Source organism: Pseudoalteromonas luteoviolacea NCIMB 1944, from assembly GCF_001625565.1.
Classification (GTDB): Bacteria; Pseudomonadota; Gammaproteobacteria; order Enterobacterales; family Alteromonadaceae; genus Pseudoalteromonas; species Pseudoalteromonas luteoviolacea_F.
This window is the reverse complement of sequence record NZ_AUXS01000075.1, coordinates 438,617-461,061: the sequence shown is the minus strand read 5'-3', so window position 1 is coordinate 461,061 and position 22,445 is coordinate 438,617. Positions and strand designations below refer to the sequence as shown.

General features: G+C 44.1%; 8 protein-coding genes. All 8 read right to left on the bottom strand.

Annotated elements, in window-relative coordinates; genetic code table 11:
- Nucleotides 1-33: 33 nt before the first annotated feature.
- The 8 genes from N483_RS24350 to N483_RS24315 all read right to left on the bottom strand — a co-directional run bounded on the left by N483_RS24350 (nucleotide 34) and on the right by N483_RS24315 (nucleotide 22,434).
- A complete protein-coding gene (locus tag N483_RS24350; protein ID WP_023398734.1) occupies nucleotides 34-4,791 on the bottom strand; it encodes a non-ribosomal peptide synthetase in 4,758 nt (1,585 codons plus the stop codon).
- Nucleotides 4,792-4,911: 120 nt separating this feature from the next.
- Nucleotides 4,912-6,630, bottom strand: a complete 1,719-nt coding sequence (locus N483_RS24345) for a cyclic peptide export ABC transporter (RefSeq protein WP_023398733.1) — start codon at nucleotides 6,628-6,630, stop codon at nucleotides 4,912-4,914.
- A gap of 1 nt (nucleotide 6,631) precedes the next feature.
- Nucleotides 6,632-9,055: a penicillin acylase family protein gene (locus tag N483_RS24340; protein ID WP_023398732.1), complete on the bottom strand. Its 2,424-nt coding sequence runs from the start codon at nucleotides 9,053-9,055 to the stop codon at nucleotides 6,632-6,634.
- Between the two features lie 86 nt (nucleotides 9,056-9,141).
- Nucleotides 9,142-12,348, bottom strand: coding sequence for a non-ribosomal peptide synthetase (locus N483_RS24335; RefSeq protein ID WP_023398731.1), 3,207 nt, complete (start codon nucleotides 12,346-12,348; stop codon nucleotides 9,142-9,144).
- Nucleotides 12,349-12,467: 119 nt separating this feature from the next.
- Entirely contained in the window at nucleotides 12,468-17,783 is a 5,316-nt protein-coding gene (locus N483_RS24330) for a non-ribosomal peptide synthetase (protein WP_023398730.1), read from the bottom strand.
- Between the two features lie 167 nt (nucleotides 17,784-17,950).
- Nucleotides 17,951-20,362 (bottom strand): ABC transporter permease, encoded by a 2,412-nt coding sequence (locus N483_RS24325; RefSeq protein WP_023398729.1) that lies wholly within the window; start codon nucleotides 20,360-20,362, stop codon nucleotides 17,951-17,953.
- Nucleotides 20,363-20,374: 12 nt separating this feature from the next.
- Entirely contained in the window at nucleotides 20,375-21,064 is a 690-nt protein-coding gene (locus tag N483_RS24320; protein ID WP_023398728.1) for an ABC transporter ATP-binding protein, read from the bottom strand.
- A gap of 119 nt (nucleotides 21,065-21,183) precedes the next feature.
- Nucleotides 21,184-22,434, bottom strand: coding sequence for an efflux RND transporter periplasmic adaptor subunit (locus N483_RS24315; protein WP_023398727.1), 1,251 nt, complete (start codon nucleotides 22,432-22,434; stop codon nucleotides 21,184-21,186).
- Nucleotides 22,435-22,445 lie beyond the last annotated feature (11 nt).

Below are 22,445 nucleotides of genomic sequence, written 5' to 3'. Positions count from 1 at the left end.
TGTTTCTTTATTATTGTGATTATTTAATGAAATTTAAATCGTAAATACACCCGCCCCGTACTCTCCCATGAGTAAGTCGGCAAGAGGCTCATTTGGATTGTCTAAGGCAGCTTCCAATAAATTGCAAAATTGGTCATGCATTCGTTCAATTCTTTCTCGTTTGAATAAATCGCTCGAATATTCCCAATTGCACTCCAACTTACCGAAACTTTCAACAACGTATAACGACAAATCATATTTTGAAATGTTATCAGCAACCTGCTCTTTTTCTATACTGAGGCCCTCTAAGTCCACACTGTGATTTTGCATATAGCTCATGCTGCTCTGCTCAAACTGAAAGGCCACTTGAAATAATGCGTTATAGTTCAAATTGCGTTTTGGATTTAACTCGGTAACCAGCTGACTAAATGGCAAGTCTTGATGGCTAAAAGCATCTAATGTAGTCTTGCGCACTTTGACAAGTGCCTCACTCAAGCTCTCATCGAGGGAGACCTTTGAACGTAACACCAGCCGGTTAACAAACATGCCAATAACGTCTTTCAGTTGATGATGACTGCGATTATTGACCGCTGTGCCAACACAAATATCCGTTTCATCGCTGTACATAGACAATAGTGCTTTGTATATGGTCAATAAGGTCATAAATAACGTGCTGTCATTTTTTCTGCTAAAACGCTCCAACGGTGAAATTAAAGCATCGGGAAACGCTAGCGCCAAGGTTTCCCCGCGATATGATACCTCGGATGGTCGCGGGTAGTCGGACGGTAAAGACAGTAATTCAGGGGCACCTTTGAGCTTTTTCAACCAATACGCTTTTTGTTGCTCAATGGCGCCGCTATCAGCATGGGCTTTTTGCCAAACGGCAAAGTCTCCGTATTGAATACTCATCGCTGGCAGCGTAGCTTTATTGCCACACTGTGCACTGTATAGACTTATCAGATCACGCATCAAAACAGGGAATGATTGACCGTCTACCACCATGTGGTGCAGAGTCAGCATCAACCTATAACGCTGTTCGCCAAGTTCCACAAGCTGTGCTTTGAAAAGCCCTTGTGCACTAATATCAAATGGATACAAAACATGCTCGGTACTTAACTTCTCAAGCGCTTCTAATTGTTCACCCCCGTGCAAATGTGCCAGCGACGTTACGGTTAATGGAGAATAGCTGTTCAGTAAAGTTAATTTTGGCTGGCCATTGACGGTAGGAAAAACTTGACGGAAAACGCTGTGGCGCTCTACCAAAGCAATGAAAGCCTGCGTCAGGGCTGGAATGTCCAGCTGACCTGTCATCAGGAAACTATCATGAATATTGTATTTTGATCCGCCTTCAATTTGCGAGATAAACCATAGGCTGCGCTGCGCAAAAGAGGGGACCCACTGTGCCTCTGGTACAGCCTCAATAGATGATATGGTGTTGTTGGTGGCATTTTCACACCATACCGACAGTGCTTTTACCGTTGGCTTTTCAAAAATCACGCGCAGTGGCACATCCATATTCATACTTTTTTGCAACTTCATGCGCAACTCACTGGCTAACAAGGAGTGCCCACCTAGACTAAAAAAGTCTGCTGTAATACAAATACTTTCCCGATTTAATAACTCTGAGAAAATGCGCAAGACTGTTTTTTCAGTGTCACTATTTGGCTGGATAATATCTGCCGTACTTGGAGCAAAGCCCGGCGCGGGTAAAGCGAGTCGATTAAGCTTGCCGCTCGGGGTCAGTGGCAGCTCGGTCATTCGGACAATTGCAGCTGGTATCATGTAATCAGGCAAAAACTTACTAAGTTCCTCTTTAATGTCGACATCAGTTATGTTGCCATCTCTCATTTTTACATATGCGACAAGCAGTGCGCTGCTGGCAACACCTTTCTCAAGCTCCTTTATCGCAACAGCCGCAGACTCTACCTCGCCGATATTCATCAGTGCAAATTCAATCTCGCCAAGCTCTATTCTAAATCCTCTTAGTTTGACTTGTTCATCAAAACGACCTAAGAATTCAATTGCACCATCTTTTAACCGCCTCGCTCTGTCACCTGTTCTGTATACACGTGTTGGATGGCCATTTATTACAAGTGTAGGAAACCGCTCTGCGGTTAATGACTCATTATTTAAATAACACATCCCCACCTGTGGCCCACCAATATACAGCTCACCACTGACGCCGATTGGGACAGGCTGCTGCCAAGGATCAAGTACATGTATTTGCACATTCGGCATTGCAAAGCCAATGGGCACCTTTTTATCTGCTCTAAGTTCATTAAAGCGCCAGCCAGTTACATGAATCGCAGCTTCCGTAGGACCATATAGATTGACTAACTCAACCCCTTTGAGCTCGGTAATAGCTTGCGCTTGCAGCGCATAGCTTAACTCCTCGCCACTCGTAAAAAGTAGTCTTAAACCTGCTAACTCTTGGCTCTTAATTTCTTCCAAGAACAGTCTAAGCATGGCTGGAACAAAATGCACAACATTGATCTGTTCGGAGCAAATGAGCTGATAAATACGCTGCGGATCTTTGTGCGCTTCAGGCTCAGCTAACACCATTGTCGCCCCTGTGGTCAGCGGCCAGAAAATCTCAAAAATAGATACATCAAAATGGACAGGTGTTTTTTGCAGCATTCGCTCCCCAGCCTGCAATGAATATTGATGCTGGATGCCGTGCAATTTATGACATAACCCCTTGTTATGGTTCAAGACCCCTTTTGGCCGCCCAGTTGATCCGGAAGTGTAAATGGCGTACACAGGTAACTCCGGCGAGGCGCGATTTAACAAGGTGGTGGAAGGCCAACTCTGCTCAGTTGCGATCTGCTGTACTGTGATAGTCGAGCTTGCCAAACTATGACATAAATGTGTTTGTGCTAATACCAGAGAAACTTGTGCATCGGCCAACATAAAGTCCAGCCTTTGCTTTGGCAAACTGGGGTCTAAAGGCAGGTAGCAGCCGCCCGCTTTAACAATTGCCAGCATGCCGATGATCATATCCAGCGACCGCTCAGCATACAAACCGACTATCTGCCCGGGCTGAACGTCTTGAGATGTCCGCAGGCAATGCGCCAACTGGTTTGCCTTTTCATGTAGCTGACAATATGACAATGATAACTCACCATATTTGACGGCGATATTGTTCGGTGTCTGCTCGCACTGACGCTCTAACATATCGAAAAGCGTTTCATTGTTTGGACAAGCCAAATGCAGGGCATTACTTTGTGTGATCAATTGTTGCTGCTGGTTGTCCAAACTAAAAAATTGATGCATCGGTAGATCCGGGTTATTCAAAATACCGTGCAGACAGCTTTCAAAATCGCGATCTAAAGCTTTGATTGTGGCTTCTTCAAACAAATCACAGTTGTAAGTCCACTCAAACTTACACCCATTTTCGAGCTCCCAAATATAAAACTCTAGATCAAACTTGCTTGGCACCTCTGTGGGAGCATTGTCTTCATCTATGGCCGATGTTACTTTCAATGTCGAGGAGCTCAGTACATCGGCCGGACCTGTTCTTTGACTCTCAAGAGAAAAAGTGATTTGTACCAGCGCATTATGAGCCATAACTCGCGGTGGATTCAGAGCCTCGACAAGCATATCGAATGGAACCAACTGATTTTCAAAGGCCTTGTGTAAGACCTCGGTAGACGATTGCAAAAACTGGTTAAAAGACTGACCAAGATCACACTCAGTTCTCAAGATAAGCGTATTGGTAAAAAAGCCAATCAACTCTGCCAGTTCTGGCCTCGCGCGGTTTGCATTAGGCGTCGCCATAACTATGTCTTTTTCACCGCTCCAACGACTGAGCACTGCCGCATAAGCACTTTGCAAGACTATAAATAAGCTAACATTGTTACGCTCAGCAAACTGCTTAAGCGCAGCATAGCTTTGTTCACTAAACTTTCGACTGTACTTCTTGCCATTTAAGGTTTGTACTTCTGGCCTTTCTTTATCCAATGGCAATTTGTGCACCGCAGGTATGTCAGCAAGGTGTGCCTGCCAGTACGTCAATTGTTTATCCAATTCCTTGTTCTCAAATTTGGATTCCATCCACAACGTGTAATCGGCAAATTGAATGGGCAATGCAGGTAATGGGTTGGCCTTACCTGAACTATAAGCAAGGTACAATAAACCGAGCTCTTTGTAGAATATCTCAAACGACCAACCATCCGCTGAAATATGATGAATATCAAATATAAGAACATGGCTTTGTGCGCTTAACTTGAGCAGTTGCGCGCGAAACATTAAGTCTTTGGACAAGTCAAAAGCAGTATTGATATCTTCCACATAGTGTTCAACTACCGCATCGTATTGCTGTTGTGGTGTTAAAGCAGTGAGGTCAACCAGCGGAAGTGAAAATTCGAAAGAGTCGTAAATACATTGATGAGGCTTACCGAACTCGTCAACTTTGATCACCGTTCTCAGGGCTTCATGACGTTGTATGATCGTTTCTATTGCTCGAAACAGCGCACTTTCATTCAACGCCCCCTCAAACCGCAAAGTGCCTGGCATGTTATAATGGATACTTGTGCCTTCGAGCATATCTATCAACCACAGTTTGCGCTGTGCATTGGACAACGGAAGTACGCTGTTTGACGTACGTTTGGGAATTTTGTCTAGTTTGGTAAAGCCCTCTTGCTGGAGCTTCAACAAGGCGATGATATCTCCTTTGTGCTTGAGTATTTTTTCTTTTAACGCCGCGGTTAAAGCCCCTTCAGGTGCCTTTAACTTAAGTTTACCCTGTTCCTGCGTTAATTGAATTCCCAAGCTTTTCAGCTCCGATAATAGAGATACTGTCATGTTGTTCATTCTTATTACCTATTTAATTATTTTTATTATTTAAAGTATGATAATTGGCATCAATAAGCTGATCGGTCCCAATCGATGCTATCTCAAGCTTCCAATCTATAAGTAGGTTGTGCCATTGAGTTAAATTACATGACTCAACTCCCTCTTACTCGATTGATTGGATTGAATGTCGACTAACCGCCCACGCTGCATTGTCAGTAATTGATCTGCTTGAGAGAAATACAATTCATCGTGGCCAACTACAAACACTATCTTGCCTCTTGCCTTTAGCTCGGGGAGTAATTCGGTGTAAAAGACCTTTTTAAATTCTGGGTCTTGATCTGCTGCCCATTCATCAAAAACATAAAGGCTTCGATCTTCTAAATAGCTCACTAACAAGGCCAATCGTTTTCTTTGTCCATCCGATAAACTAATTGTCGAAAACATGTCGCCTTGCAAAGACACCTTGTCATGCAGGGCCAACTTTTTAAGATATCTTTCAACCTTACCTAAATCATCTTGTGCAAACCCATATAGCTTGGTAAACAGGAAAAAATCGGTATAGATTGCACTGATGCTTTCTCGCGCTCGCCATCTGTTTTCTGGTGTGATTTGAATATCATTAAAGGTTATTTCACCTTTTGACGCGCCATAGTGGTTAGAGATTAACTTGGCTAAAGTTGACTTGCCGGACCCGTTTCCGCCGATGGCAAAAGTGATCTGCCCGCGTTGCAGCGTAAAGCTCACTGGCCCGAGGTTAAACCCTTCTTGCCCTGGGTATTGATAACACAATTCCTTGATATCAATTCGGTCACACGGTAGTGGCTCATAATTTTCGTTCACTGGCTCTTGAGGCATCTCATTGATCAGCACATTGAGTTTTTTAAGTGCAACTACCCCCTGACTATAGGGCATTATTGAATTCATGATATTGGCCAAAGGCCCTATCAGATATAACGTTGCCACCACCACACTGACTAAGGTTGAATTGGAAAGTGAATAGTAGTTTCCTGCCGCATACACAATGACACCAATCGCGAGAAATCCAACTAAGTTGCCGTACTGAATTGCCATGTAAAAAATACGTCCTCCCCACAACTGCATCTCTACATAGCGGCCCTCTGCGGTGATCAATCGCTGATCTCGGTATTCTTGATATCGTTTGTGGTTCAGCTTTAACTCTTTGGCCCCGTAAATAAAACCCCTCACACTTTCTTGAATATCATCATAACTATCACGTGATTTTGCGTAAAACTTTTGTCCAAACATCATCGGAATACGATATGAAAGTACACCAAATAAAATGACTAACAATACGGTCCACAACATGTGCACATCGAGAAAAGCGATATAACCGAGCACACCTAGCACAACACTGATGTTAATAACAAAATTCGGCAAAGATGCGGCGCTGCCCGCAATCGTTGGCACATCCATTGTAATTGCTGAAATAAATCGCGAAGGTCCTATTTGCTCAAGTTCCTGAATAGGGAGCCTGTAGAGACGATCGCTCATATATACACGCAGTCCACTGGCTGCTTTGACCACAACACCTTCTAATAGGATCTGTGAAATGGCTCTTAAAATGAGCGCCGCTAAGCAAACAAAAAGGAAAGCTATCGCAAATTTGGGTTGAATGATTTCATAACCCAAAACGAACACTTTTTCTTCCTCCAAAAAATTAGCCATGAGCGCACTTTCGACACTGACAGACGCCAATATTAAGGGGATCAATGCCGCATAAGCCAACCCGCCTAACACGCCCGTAAGAATTGACAGCAATACGCGGTTTTCTCCTTGCATGATTAAAAAGTGAAAGAGCCCTTTGTTTATTTCTTCTATTTTATTGTGCCGAGGCATCTTACTTTTCTCCCGTATCCAGAGTTTGACCAAGTTCACCTTGGCCTATCGATACATACTCTCCACGCTCAAACATCTCCACCATATCTGTATAGTGCGGGCTAAACAGGTGCCCTGATTGCCCCGTATCGAGAATAAATTGCGTATCGGATAGCGCACCTAAGTCGATTAACTGTCGATAAGTTGCCCCCATGTGCTTAATGTAACCTTCATCTTTTGAGTACGAGCCACCAGCGACATTTACCGTGTACAGTCCCCCTTGAGTGGCATGTTCCTGATTAAAAAACTTTGCTAAAAATGGATGTTGTGAAAAGGTTGAATGCGGGATCGTCACCTTGTGCATATCCTGCCATTGCCACGACTTTGGGTTACCCCCAAGCATCAATTCAAGTTCATCTTTTGCATCAATCAAAGACAGCTGAGCCATTTTTTCGCAGCTTTCAATTACCTCTGTGGTGACATCGTCACACCAAGCGCGATGCGCGCCATTTATTACAGTCGCAATGAATTCAGCTTGATAGCTCGCACTGAGACCATCCAAAACGGACATCCTATTGGGGTAGCTAAATTGCACCTTTAATTCATCACCAATGATGCGACTATTAAAGTGCCGCGACCATGCTCTGAAAATAACCGCCCCTGCGCTGTGCGCCGACATTTCCATGTCCCAGTCTTTCAGTACATTAACCAACTCATCCTGCGCCGATGTTTTTGCAACCGATTGAAGCAAAAACGCCACCACTTTTTCAGCGTGAATTGCATACACATCTGACTGAATTGCTGCCATATCGCCAAGCGACAACTTGTTATTTTCTTGAATATGCTGGGTCAGCAAATCACCAATGCGTTGAGCTCGAAAATCTGGTTGCCAATTGTTGGATATGATATGGGGATAAGCGGGTCCATGCATCTGGTTGTTCGCGGTAACTAGGATCCCCGACTCTGGGTTAATTTGTTGTGGCATCTCTTCAAATGGCACATAGCCTTGCCACTGATATTGAGCAGTCCACCCCGGCACTGGTAACTGACCATTTGCATCGTGACGAATTGGTATCTTACCTGCGGTAAATAGCCCAATGTTATCTGCAACATCGCCATACACAAATGCCAGTGCAGGTGCATGATGCTGCTCAAGCGCAAGGCTAAATGCTTGCTGATCACGCGCGTAGTTAACTTCTAAAAAGCTTTGCAAGCTGGTATCAACCGGATCCAATACCGACCATTTCAGTGAAAAGTGACGATCGGAACCAAATACATCGCTCAGCAAAGGGCCATTTGAGGTTGAACGCACCTGCCACTTTAAGGGTTTATATGGCGCGCGCAAAAACTCCGGGAACTGCTGAGCGACCGCTATTTCTTCAACCTTGATATTGGCTTTAAGCCATGCACCTTCGTACTCAAAGAGGTTTTCATTAACCTGATGTTGGCGCTCCAAATAAATGTCTTGCACGTCTGCCGCTAAGTTGACCCCAGACCATGCTATATGCCTATTGTGTCCAAAAATAACTGCCGGCACACCTGGGATTGTCGCACCTGTTACATCAATAAGATCCCCTTGTAATTTTGCCAAATAAAAAGTTGTTGGCAGCTGTAATCGCAGGTGTGGATCGCCACTCAATATTGGAAGACTTGACTCGGTATGTCGACCAGACACGACCCAAGCATTACTACCAACGCCCTCCCATGTAGAATGATATTGACGCTCAATCTTCTTATAAAATTCGCTAAGTGCAGCTAACTCTTGCGCTGATGCTGGCATATCGTGCGCAGGAGCAATATTGATCCCCAATAATTCACGTGCTTTGCCGCTTCCTAAATGCTTAACTACAATCGTGTTCGATAACTCCTGTTGATAATTTGCGCCTAAATTCATCGCCATTAACTTAATTAACAGCAGTGAGTCAGACTCAGACCAGAGATCGATGTCAATGTCATAATAATAAAATTCAATCGGCTTCACCTTAAGTGTCGATATCCCCTGATTCACCCCATCTGCATATGCGTTCAAAATTGCACGCGTTTTGTCGGACAGGCCATTTAACGCCAGCTCTGCGGCCGTATTTAAAGCCAAGGTTCTCATTAGTTTGTCACTAGGGAGTGCAGAGACTCCCAGTATTTCAGCCAACCGTCCTTTGCCAAGCCGACGTTGATAGTCCATTTGCCACAACCTATCTTGTGCGTGTGCCAGACCCAGGGCAAAAAAAGCGGCCAAATCTTGTTTTGCAGAGATAGTTGGCACTCCCCACTCACTTCTGGAAATAACGGCGGTGCCATGCTCACCTGCCACCTCAACAACCGAGTTGGCAGTTGGCATACCTGAACTTAACCAAAGATACATCGCCAGACATATTGCCAATAGGGGAAATAAAATCCATGCACTCAGCCGTGATAGCAGTGGGTGCTTCTCTTTTAGTGAATTAAACAAATCAATCACCTCAATAACTTGTCGCTGTCACGCAGCGCTTAAATTCAATCGAATTGTGTTTTGTACCATGCACAGTACACTGTCCATTAAGCCGCACGGCTAAGTAAGCCCGCCAAAGCCGCTATCGATTCGCTTCTAAAAAACTCTTTGAGCGTTACCTTTGTTTCAAAAGCGGCATTGATTTCATTAACAATCTTAATGGCTTGCATCGACGTGCCTCCCAGCTCAGTGAACCTATCGTTGATACTGATTTGATCCTCTTCCAGTACCCTGCGCCAAATGCGGTTCACATGTTTTTCCAGTGGCGTTCTCGCCCCGACAAACTGGCTATTCACCTGCAATCCTTTCAGTAATTGCTCTGTATATTCAAAGGGTTCTGTCTCTAAAACACTGCCGATGTTGTAATATCGTGGGACCATGTAGTGAGGAAGCCTGCTGCGTAAGTAGCGATATAAATCAGACTTGGTGAGCGCTGCACTGGTTGCAGCAGTTGCAACTAACACATCACCTCCACTGTGACTGCGAACGACATCGACTTTGGATGCCAACACATACCTATGCGTATCCAACACACTTTGTACTTCGATTAAGCTGGTAGGTCGGCCGTTTATTATCACCTTTTGCTGATTGTATTGGTTTATTTCCAACTCCCCACTCGCCAGTCTGCGACCAATTTCTCCGCTTTTGAACAACCGTTCTGTGGTGCAAGGATGAACGACAAATCGCGTATCTACTGTCGATGCTTTATTCCAGTATGCATCCGCGACGCCGCACCCGCTGCGATACACAGCGCCGTTAACTAGTTGGGGGCAGGCTTCTAATGCCGAGTTAAATATATGTACTTGTTGATTGCTCAATACATTGAGTTTGTTTACCTGCCCTTTTTTGCCATAACACCTTAACAGCGACCAACTCGCCGCTTCGGATGGCCCTTCAAAGCCATATATCAATAATTGGTCATTCCATGTCTCTATACGCGTTAACAGCTTCTGGTCTATGTGCTGTGCAACCAAGCACAGCTTATTGAGGGCTGTTGGCAACGTGACATGACTGCTTTGAAGGTACGCTAATAAAGCGGCCATTTTGTAAGGCGATGAATGCCAAGTCGTAATATCATGGTTACGGAGTGCGCGAGCCCACGCTGTTGGACTCTTTAGGTCTGCCTGATTGAGCATCACCACACACCCACCGCTGACTAAAGTGCTAAATCGCTCGAATATCGAATACTCACAATCAAACTCAGAAACCGCAAGAGTCGAGTCTTCATGGGTCACAGACAATTGTTCGTTAACATCTAATATTGAATTTATAATGCTACTTTGTGTGATTGGAATGCCTTTAGGCTCTGAGCTACATTCATCTGCTTCAAATACAATACAGGCCAAATCATTTGTCTTTGCAGCCACATCAAGACTGATATTGGCGCTATCGGTGAACTCCTCTACTATGACCTGAGTAATGCTTGAGCATTCAACAATCTCTTCAACCAACATCATGCTCGCACCAGATAAGGTTAAAATTTGTTGCTGACGCCGAGTTGGCAGCGAGGTATCTATGGGGACAAAAGTGAACCCCGAGATCAGCGTCCCCAGCACAGCTGTGATTTGCCGCCAACCTGAGCTGATTGCAATGGCCACAATGGCATTGCTTGCCAGTTGCGCATTGTTTAGCAGTTTGGATATTTGCAATGCATCACAGTACAGTTGTTCAAAGGTAATTGAATCCGTGCCGACTCTGACCGCGGTGGCATTTGGACGGCATTTAACCTGCTCACGAATAAGTGAGACAAGTGAATGTTTTTGATAGCGGTCACAACGCTTGCCTTGCCGCTGTGCGATTAGTTCATTTTCATGGTCCGTTAGTAGCGGGACTGCACCTATTTTAAGCTCAGGCTCACTGCATAATTTAATCACAAGCTGTTTATAGTGATTAGTGAACTGTGCAATGTAGTCTTCATCAAACAGCGCAGTATTGTATTCAAGCCTCAAATTAAAACCCGTGGGCTCGCGCTGGACAAATAAGGTCAAATCAAATTTTGACGTGGCACTTGATATCGGGATTTGTGTCATTGTCAGGCCATCCAGCTCTAGCGCCACAGCGGAAGGAAAGTCTTGATATACCAACATAACTTGGAACAGCGGTGTGTAACTCTGGCTCCGATTTGGCTTAAGATGTTCAACAACTTTTTCAAACGGCGTACTCTGATGCTCAAAAGCCGTCCTAATAACACTATTCACGTTTTGCAATAGCGTCGAAAAACTGACTGATGGATCAACTTGGTTTCGAACTACTAGGGTATTCACAAACAAGCCGATGTTTGATTCAATTGATTTAAGCTGACGATTTGCCACAGGCGTACCTACAGCAATATCACAAGCATTGGTATAGCGATTCAATAGGACATTGAACACCGACATCAAGGTTACAAATGTCGACACTTGGTGTGAACGACTGAAAAGCTCGATTTGGTCGCGAACTTCCATCGCCAACGAGTCACGATAAATACTGCCCTGTTCGGTCAATACAGCTGGTCGCTCATAGCACGTTGGCAGAGGCAGGTAATCAGGCAGTCCAGTCAAGGACTTAGCCCAAAACGCCAGACCTGACTTAATTGCATCGTCTTGCGCTGGCTGGCGCTGCCAATGGGCGAAGTCGTGAAACTGTGCCTCAAGTGCTGGCAACGGAGCTTCTGAACGATAATAGTGAATAAACTCTTTTTTGATTACCTCTAATGACCACCCGTCGGAAACAATATGATGCATGTTTAAACAGAGCACATAGTTTTCATCGCTCAGTTTAAACACCTCAGCTTTGAAAAGGTTGCCTTTTTCCAACTCAAAGGGTTCGCTCGCAAAATCATACAAAGCAGATTGTAGCTGCGCGTCGGTGACGACCGTCACCTCTATGTTCAACGCAAACTGGGGATCTATCACTTGGCGCGGCTGGCCATTTTGCATAATTATGCGGCTGCGAAGCACAGCATGCCTGTCAACAATTGCCGTAAGAGCACGGCGTATTGATGCCATACTAACCTTGCCTTTCAGGCCTACAGCCACAGGCATGTTGTAGCTGGCTTTATCCGCTCCCTCTAATTTATCTATAAACCACAGGCGCTGCTGAGAATATGACAGCGCAATGCCCTTGGCTAATTGCGTTTGAGACACCCTTGAAACTTCGCTTTTTTGCGATGATTCACTTTGAAATGCTTTTTTTTTTAGTTGAGCCAAAAAGTTGTTCTGTTGTTCTTTAGACAACCCCGAGAACTTGCCAACTAAGTTTTTATTATTTTTCATTTTTTTAATTCGCATTTAATCTGATACTACACAACTTTGCTTAAGCCACGGCTTGCATCCGTGACTCAATCCCCCCTGCTACAGAGCTTTACAGCTTTGCTACGGGCTACCAACAAGCTTTAAAACTCGCTCTCCTGCGGCATCTCTTGCATCGCGATAGTCAGAATTTTTTCCGCTAACGCCCTAATAGTCAAAGCGTCAAAAAACGCTTTTAACGTCACTCTGATACCCACATGCTCCTCTATTTCCGCCACAATTTTTACACTGAGTAATGAATTGCCCCCGAGCTGATAAAAATTATCTTCTACGCCCACCTGTTCTAGCTGTAATACTTCTTGCCAAATATCAACTAAAAGCACTTCTAACTCGTTCTCAGGTGCCATATAGTTTGCCGCTCTGGCTTGCTCCAAAGCGACTGAAGGATCAGGAAGGCGCCTGTGGTCAAGCTTTCCAAGCTCGGTTCTTGGCAGTTGCTCTACAAACACATACACACTGGGTTGCATATACTCATTGAAGATACTCTGAGCATGCTGGCGCAATGTGATCTCTTCTTGAGCTTGTGTTTGCATGTCACAGCTCATTACCACATAGGCAACTATGTATTGCTTTTCTGCACTTTCTTGATGCAAACGAACAGCGACATCTTTTACGCTTTCAAGACGATAAATGCCGTGTTCCACTTCGGATAAATCAATACGGAAGCCATTTAAATTAACTTGGGAATCCTTTCTTCCCAGAATAATGATATCTCCATTGCTAAGCTGCCTTGCCAAATCCCCAGTGCGATAGAGCCGCTGCTTTGCAGAAGAAAACGGGTTGTCGATGTACTTCTGCTCAGTCAATTCACTGGCATTTAAATACCCTCTGGAGATTTGATCACCTGCCACGTATAGCTCACCTTTGCCACCGCTCGGGACTGGGTTAAGGGCCTTGTCTAAAATGTAGAGCTGGGTATTTGTTAAAGGCTGCCCAATCGGCGTCGTGAACGCGCCACCTTGGTAGTTTTTAGGCACTGTAAAACAGCTCACATCAGAGGTTGTTTCCGTTGAGCCGTAGAAATAACTGAGTGTCATATTACTGTGCATAGATTGCAGTTTAGAAACCAAGGTATGGTCTAAAACATCTGCACCAATAAACCAATGTCTGGGCGGCACCAAGCGAGAAAAAGCCTGCTTATCGTGGTCCAAAAGCGTTTTAATATGCGCTGGCGAGGTGGCTGTGAATGTCACCTTGTGTGTTTGCATTGCTTGCATAAACGCTGCGGGCTCATTCAGTGCATTCTGCTGCAACACAACCAATTGAGCCCCAGCGCCGAGTGCGAAACACACCTCTCGTTCAGCGCGTACAAAATTAAATGGCGTACAATGTAAAACAACATCAAGGTGGCTTGCATTAAAGGTTTCTATCATCCACTGAGTTCTATTGATCATCCCTTTGTGGATCCCCACCACACCTTTTGGTTTTCCTGTTGAACCTGACGTATAAATCACATACGCAGCATCTGTGTCAGAGACTGGCAAGTCTGGATTTTGATACTTTTCCACACTCTCAAATAAATTGTCATCGACAATTATCTCAGTCAGCTGCTCACCACTATTGACTGACTTAGTTGCTTTATCTACGAGCATAAATTTAGCATTTGAGTCTGCCAAAATATGTTCGCGACGCTCGCGCGGAGTCGTCGGCTCAATGAGCACACAACAGGCACGCGCTTTTAACCCGCCAAGAAACGCCGCAACCATTTCTACCGAACGCTGCATACAAATGGCGACGGTACTTTCTGGTGCTAAGTTGTGTGACAACAGCGTGTGCGCAATCGCATTTGCCATGTGATTCAATTCTGAATAAGTGACTCGCTGTTGTGCGCAAACAACCGCAATTGCATCCGGTCGCACAGCGACTTGTCGTTCAAATAATTGATGCACACCTTTAACTGTGAGTGAAGCCTCTTGACCATTTGCCACTGCCAGCTGTTGCTCTACATTATCTCTTCGAGGTAGCACAATTTGATCAATAGACTGCTCTGAATCATGAGTGAGCGACGCAATAATTTGCACGAAGCATTTTGCCAAATACTCCACCGTATCTTGCTCAAACAGCTGTGTACTGTAATTAAAACGCAGCCACACTTTTTCTGAGCACTCCACTACAGTAAGTGCTAACTCAGCCTGTGCAATCTGGCTTGGCGCTTCATAAGATGAAAGCTCGAGCCCATGCAAATTGATATTTGCGCCACTTGTTGCCAAAAAGAACTCACTCACTGACTTAAGGTCGGGCGCTTTTTGCAAGGAAAATCGTACGTTAGGGAATATATTCGCGGCGCGCAACGCGTCTCTTAACTGCGGTAACTCAAAAATACGTTGTGATGGATAGCACTTGTTTTCTAATACTGATAGAAAAGTGTTCTTAACACTCTTAAGCAAGTCATTAAACTGCATATCTCCATATATTTTGGTACGTACAGGTTTTACATCGACGAAACATCCAGCCACTTCAGCACAGTCAACCATAGGTCGCTGAGAGATCGGCGTGCCAACAACAATATCCTCATTGCCCATAAACTTGTGAAGCAAGACATTAAAAGCACTCAATAGCAGCGTATAGGGAGTCACTCCCTGGCGCTTTGCCAGTGTATATAGGTCGCCGCGCAGTCTATCTGGCAGTTTCACGTCGAAGTTACCACCTTCAAAGTTAAACACTTTTGGGCTCTTTCTGTCCGTGGGTAATTCCGTCACCTCTGAGAATCCCTCGAATTCTCTATGCCAAAAACGCGCCGACTCTGCATACTCTTGCTGCATGCTATCGCTTGATTGCCTGTGGCAATAATCAAGGTAGCTTACATCAGAAACAACTGGCTCTGGTTGCTTGCCAGCTAAGAGCAATGCATAATTTTTTGCTACCTGCTGTATGCATTTTTGTATAGACCAGGCATCCATCGCAATGTGATGAGCCACAAAGTGGAACAAAACAGTCCCGTTATTTCTAGCAAATATCGTTGCTCTAAAAACCGGGCCGTCTTTCAAATCAAACGGTTGTGTAGCCAACGCCTGTATTTGCGCATTTAACGCTTCGCGACTCCACTGTGTAGCATCTTGATAAGCTAATACCTCTTTGAACTCACACAGAGGCTTTACGACTTGTTTGGCCTCACCTGACTGCTCTTGATATACGGTACGCAGAATCGGTTGCTGCGCAATTAAAGTATCAAATGCCTGCCTAAAAATATTGACACAAAACGCCTGCTCAGATGTGCCTCTGATTAAAATTGGTAGCGATAAATTCAATGCAGCAGTATTGCTGGACTGATTATCAATCTGCCAGAACATAGCCTGATGAGTTGATAACTCACCATTTACTTTGGTCGCAGAGAACTCTGTTGGCACACATCGAGAGTGCTGCTCGTCAACTTTCGCTTTCAGTGCACTGAGGTCATCAACCAACTGCCCTAAATTTGACGTATTTAATAACTTTTCCATCGGGTAGATGACGCCAAGTTCAGTTTCAATATCATATTGCAACTGGGCTGCTTTCATCGAGTCTATGCCATAATCTAGTAATGGCCTATTGCGTTGTGCTGATTGCTCAAAATGTAATTTCAACCAGTCAAACATAAAGTGCTCAACCACAGTATTGGGCTGCCAATGCGGGGGTTCATGGCTCCCCTTTGACGTGGTGTTTTGCGTCTTGTTCAACCCCTGATACTGATCCTGTTGATAATTTGCTTTGCACAGTGAGCGCCTCACTTTACCACTCGAAGTAATCGGGACTTGCCCAGGCTTCACTAATAACACCTCAATGTGCAAATCAAAGGTGCTGTAAATAGCCTGCTTGATACTTTTCTCTAGCTGAGCGAAGTTCACTTTTCTCAATGACGTGCGTTCTACCTCCTGTATAAGCACAACATCGGGTTGGCCACCTTGGAGTGATGATTCACCGACAAACGCAATGCCTCTGGCTGGTTTTAATGCTGCACTGACTGATTGCGCTGTGGCTTCGAGATCCTGTGGGTAGTAGTTTTTCCCCCTAAGAATAATCAAATCCTTTAACCTGCCTGACACAAAGACCTGCCCATTGTGTACAAAACCCAAATCACCAGTGCGCAAAAAACGAGCTTGATAGCCTTCTAATTGCGCGTAGAACGCTGATTGACTGAGGGCTTCTCGCTTCCAGTAGCCAAGACCAATGCTGTCACCACTCACCCATATTTCGCCAACTGAACCATCTTCAATTGTCGTGCCTGAATCTGGGTTGACTATTTGTAACGTCACGCCTGCTTCCACTGCCCCACAACTCACCAGTGAACACGTATCGTCGTCAGGTGCTGATTTGATCACTATATGGTGGTCTTCTAGTGCGCTTCGGTCCAGATGTACAACTGCTGGTTCGGCTGCTTTTTCAACACCGCTGACCATTAAAGTAGACTCAGCTAGGCCGTAACACGGATAGAATGCCTGCCGTTTAAAACCACAACCTTTAAATGCCTGATAAAAGTTTTCAAGGGTCTGTGGTGAAATGGGTTCCGCACCATTAAATGCTACATCCCAAGAGCTTAAATCGAGTGTTTTTTTATCCGCCTCACTGACTCGCTGCACACATAAATCAAAGGCAAAATTTGGTCCTCCACTCGTGTTAGCCTGATATTGGCTTATGGCTTTTAGCCAACGAAGCGGATTTTGCAAAAATGCAGCTGGCGACATAAGGATCGACGTCGCGCCCATATAAACTGGATGCAGTATGTTACCTATTAAGCCCATATCGTGGTATTGAGGTAACCAGCCAACGACCACGGACTCGTTAGTGTGACAAAACTTAGCTTCAATCAGAGACTGGTTGTGCAGGAGGTTCCCATGACTGACCATCACCCCTTTTGGAGCCCCTGTAGAGCCCGATGTATATTGCAAAAAGGCTAATTTATCTGCATCAAAAACGGGCTCGGCCCAGTTATTTTCCGCGCTGTCATCAAGCGAGTTTGTGGTGATTAGCTGAGGTTTACCTTGCTCGTCGTCTGCAAATAACCATTTGTTCACAGACTCCACACAAGATGGGTCGAGTAAAATGGCTTGAACTTCTGCGTCATTCATAATGCCGCGTAATCGTTGCCAACTTTCAGCCCTTGCTGATGGCAAATAAACAGGCACACTGGCGACTCCAGCATATAGGCATCCAAAAAACGCTTTAACAAACTCAAGCCCCGGTGAGTACACTAACATCGCACGTTCAACGGTGCCGCACGCCTGCAAATTGCTGGCAATTGCACGCGCATCTTTATCGAGCTCTCTATAAGTAAGTGTTTGCGCTAAATCCTCACCATTTTTTAAAAAGCGATAGGCGCATTTTTCGGGCTGAACTTCAGCATAATATTTAACGATATCAACAAAACTGTTTGCTTTTTCTTTTACATTAAAACCTGTGCTTATAAGTGAATTCAATGTCATTGCTTTTCCCTAGAACCCCGCCAAATAACAACCACAAATCTGTTATTAAAATTGAATTTGAAGCTGGCCTTATTCGTCGTGGTACAACTTAATGGCATAGAGCAAAGTACTTGCACATAAAAACTATGCCTTTCCTTTGCTACTGAACAATACATAAACTTGGTTGATCAATTCGTATGAAAGACCAAAGCCGGTTTTGTATTCGCTATTTTGTATGTGTGATAACTTGTTATGAGCGTCGTCAATGCCGCTGAAGCAAGTCCGATATACACAAACAATGAAGGTTCCAGCGTGATTCGATAACTAAATTCACTGAGCCAACGACTTGCAAACATGTAAGCAACAGGCCAAGCAAGCAAATTAGCAAGCAGTAGTAGTTTCAAAAAGCCGAGATTAAATAACACAGTGATATCCCATGCAGACGCGCCGACCACTTTACGTACGCTGATTTCTTTTTTCTGGTATTTCGTTGAATACGACACCAATCCAAATACGCCAAAACAAGAAATTATGGTTGTTACAATAGCCAGTGCGACCATCACCACACGATAGCTCTCCCATTGCTCAAACCCTCGTGCCAAATCGTCCTCGATAAATGTTCTAATGATTGGATACTGTGGATAGACGCTATTCCATGTGCTGTCGATATGCGCCAAACCTTCAGCAATCCCACTTTCAGACAACTCTACTGATGCATGGACAAAGCCATTAGTCTTCACCAAAAACAGGTAGGGTTTGATTGGCCCATGGCCTGCAAGCATATGAAAATCTTCTACAACACCGACAATTTTAAAAGAAAAAGGCAAACGAGAAGGCTGTATTCTATCTATGCTTTGGTTGATGGCCTCATTAGCACTGGCAAATCCAAGCTTTCGCATAGCCGATTCATTGATGATGATATTAAATTGACTTGCACCACTGTCCGGCCCGGGGTCCACCAAATCAGACGGGTGATCTATAGAAAATAACCGACCAGCCAAAAGCTTTACGTCATAGCTTTCAAAGAATCCGTGGTCCATATCAAGTCTGTTCAATGAGATGGCGCTTGTTTCACTTTCTCCTTTGACGGCATAAGTGCCCATCAAATTGTAATCCCGTGCCGGAACGCCCGTTGAACCACCGACACTCAAAACATCAGGATGTTTTTCAAGCTCAGCTTTAAGCGTTTTGTAGTGGGGAGCAATATCGGTCCAATGGATATTATCAATCACCACCACATTTTCTTTTTCAAACTTTAAGTCCATATTTTTCATAAAGCTGACTTGTTTATATATGATCAACGTCACGATGACTAAGCCAACGGAGACTGCAAATTGTAATAACACAATTGCCTTTCTCACCCACATTGAGCCCTGCCCAAACCTCATCATACCTTTGAGTACATGTGCTGGTTGAAACTTAGATAACATAAACGCAGGATACGCGCCTGATAGTAAGCCGGTGACCAAACAAAGAAATACGAGCCACCCGATTTGTCCCATATTGCCCAATAAATCTAGCGCCATAGATTTTTGTGTCATGGCATTTACAAGTGGTAGGAAGTAATAAGTCACAATGAGCGCAAACAGTAAGGCAAAAAATGCAAGAATGAGTGATTCAATTATAAATTGAGCAAAAAGATCCCTTCTGCTGGCCCCTACAGCCTTTCTGATCCCCAGCTCTTTGGCACGCTCCGCACCTCTGGCGGTTGCCAAATTCACCACATTTGCACACGCCATCAATAAAATCGCCAGCGCCACCGCTGAAATAATATAAATTATCTGTAACCCTTTGCCGTCTTGTGCGAGTAGGTTAATACTGGCGATGGGCTTTAGTTTAAGCTCGACTTTAGTAGAGAGAGCCTCCGGTGCATTAGCAGCAACAAGCTGAGTAATTTCCCGTTCTATTGCATCAGGATCAGCCCCCGCTGTTAACTTTAAATAACTGCTTTGGTTTGCATAGTCCCAGTTTATTATGCGATCGCCATACATTTGTTTGGCACTATCCATTGATGCAAATAAACTAAAAGTGAGGTGAGAGTTATTCGGGATGTCTGCGATGACACCTGAGACTTGCATTTGATGTTTTCCATCCAACCACACCATCTGATGCAATGCGTTGCCACTGGGAAATAACTTGTTTGCCATTGTCTCTGTGATGACAACAGAGTTCGGCTGCTGGAAGGCACTTGCTCCATCTCCTGCCGTGAACTCCAAGCCGAAAACATCTACGACACTTGGATCCGTAAATAACAAATTCTCATAAAATCGGTTGTCATTTGCAGAGACCAAAAAGTTAAAGTGACCAAATCGCGTTGCACTTTCAACTTCAGCTTGGTTACTCTCGATTAAAGGAACTATTGGCCCAAATGTATATTGTGTGTGAGTCCGATCGCCATTGCTATAGCTGCGGTTCATCTCGACTCGGTATATGCGCTCTGAATCCTGCCAAAATCCATCGTATTCGAACTCATCATTAACATACAGTCCAACTAACAGAACACAGGCAAGCGCGATCCCCAAACTAATAATATTTAGCAGAGAATACAGTGGGCTATGTATAAGTCGCTTAAGTGAAAAAACTATCGTATCTACCGTCATGAGTCACCCAAATCAGCACGCAATACTTTGCTCAAGAGAGCCTGAAACCAGTTTGCCGTCCAACAAGGTTAAAATTTGATTGGCATATTGGGCATGTGCTTCTGAGTGGGTCACCATGATCACCGAAGTACCTGTTTTATTGATATCAGAAATCAATTCCATGATCTCTCTACCGAGGTTGCTGTCTAAATTACCTGTTGGCTCATCGGCAACGATTAGCTTGGGCTTATTTACTAAAGCGCGTGCGATTGCAACGCGTTGCTGCTGTCCTCCTGAGAGTTGTCCTGGATAGTGCTTGATACGATGATCCATGCCGACTTTTTTCAGCATTTCTAGCGCCAGTTCCCTTCTTTTTGCCTTGGGCATTTTGTGATACAGCAAAGCCACTTCGACATTTTCAATCACCGACAGCTCATCGATCAAATTAAACTCTTGGAAAACCACACCTACATGCTCTTTTCTTATTTTGGCAAGTTGGCTTTCTTTGTAGTTTGCGATCTCCTCGCCCATAAATTCATACTTCCCTTCAGAAGGCGTATCCAACATGCCTAAAACATTGAGAAGTGTAGATTTACCACAACCAGACGGCCCCATGATTGCCATAAACTCCCCTTGAGGCAGAGAGAGATTTATATCACTTAAAGCCGTTGTTAAGATTTCGTCTGTACGATAGTGCTTTGAAATATTTGTTAGTTTTATCATTTGAATTCTATCAGTTTGTTATATTAGTTTTTGACACAAATTGAACAATAAAATGTCGCATGAGCTTGCGTTTCGCTATCAAACAAGCCCTCCATGATCAACGGTAATCCAACTATGAATTACTCGAGGATCACAGTTTCCGAGTCAAGGAAGTTTGCATACGATGAAGAAATGATTTTTTCGCCAATTGCCAATCCAGAAATGACTTCGACATACCGATCGTTTTTACGACCTAATTTGACATGTCTTTTAATCGCAGTGTGATTTTCAGGATCCAGTACAAATACCCACTTACCGCCCGTATCCTGATAATATGCGCCGTTGTGTACCATCAAGGATGATACAGGCTCTGAGAGTTCGAGCTTTACAATGAAATTTTGACCGCTCGTAATGTCTGTGGGTTGCTGATCAGAAAACGTTAGATCAACTTTAAATGTGCCATTGATAATTTCTGGGTAAACTCTATCTACAACGACCTGATATGGTTTCCCTTGGTATTGAATACTGCCTTTTACATTCTCTTTGACTTTAGATATATAAAACGAGCCAACGTCGGCGACAATTTTAAACCTGTCGATTTGATCAAGTTTGCCCAAGTGCTCACCTTGTGACTTTGATTCCCCTAGTTTGATATCTAAAGACGTAACCTGGCCAGATATGGGTGCCTTCACGACTAGGTCGTCCAAACTCGCTCGGATTATATTTAAATGCGCCTTAAGGCGTTGCTCACTTTCTTGAAGCTGCTGGACCTTTTCACCTCTGACACTATCCTCACTTTCTTGCTCTTGTCGGATAATCGCCAATTGGTTAGTTTTAAACTCTAGCTCTTCTTTAACCGCTTCAACGTCATCTGCACTAACGTGCCTCTGACTAATCAAACGCTGATAATTTTTTAACTTACGTGTCAGCCGTTTTATATCGTATTCGATTTCGTTACGTTCTGTTTCAAGGTTTAGGCGTTTGCTGTCAATTGAAAGTCGAGTATTTGTATTAATATCTAACTGCTCACTGACTCTTGCCTCTTGAGAGTAAACTTGAAGTTGAAATGCAGTATTCTTGAATTCAATGATTTTTTGTCCAGCTTCAACAAAGTCGCCTTTTTCAACATATAGTTTATCGACAATGCCACCTTGTATCGCATCCAAGTAAACTGTATTTAATGATTCAGCAGCACCACTCACTGGCGCCACATTTTCAAAGCTACCTTGTATAACGTTTGATGTAGTTACCCTTTCAAGCTTGACCGACGAATAATCACCTAAGTTATATTCATTATAAAAAACAACTGCACCACCTAGCAAAACACATACACCAAGCACTTTGCCAAAAACCTTTTTATAATCGGTTTTCTTTTTAACTACCACATCCATATAACAACCAC

Bases quoted from the DNA above. Each gene is read 5' to 3' on its own strand.
- N483_RS24350 (WP_023398734.1), bottom strand. From the start codon at position 4,791: ATGAACAACATGACAGTATCTCTATTATCGGAGCTGAAAAGCTTGGGA.
- N483_RS24345 (WP_023398733.1), bottom strand. From the start codon at position 6,630: ATGCCTCGGCACAATAAAATAGAAGAAATAAACAAAGGGCTCTTTCAC.
- N483_RS24335 (WP_023398731.1), bottom strand. From the start codon at position 12,348: ATGAAAAATAATAAAAACTTAGTTGGCAAGTTCTCGGGGTTGTCTAAA.
- N483_RS24330 (WP_023398730.1), bottom strand. From the start codon at position 17,783: ATGACATTGAATTCACTTATAAGCACAGGTTTTAATGTAAAAGAAAAA.
- N483_RS24325 (WP_023398729.1), bottom strand. From the start codon at position 20,362: ATGACGGTAGATACGATAGTTTTTTCACTTAAGCGACTTATACATAGC.
- N483_RS24320 (WP_023398728.1), bottom strand. From the start codon at position 21,064: ATGATAAAACTAACAAATATTTCAAAGCACTATCGTACAGACGAAATC.
- N483_RS24315 (WP_023398727.1), bottom strand. From the start codon at position 22,434: ATGGATGTGGTAGTTAAAAAGAAAACCGATTATAAAAAGGTTTTTGGC.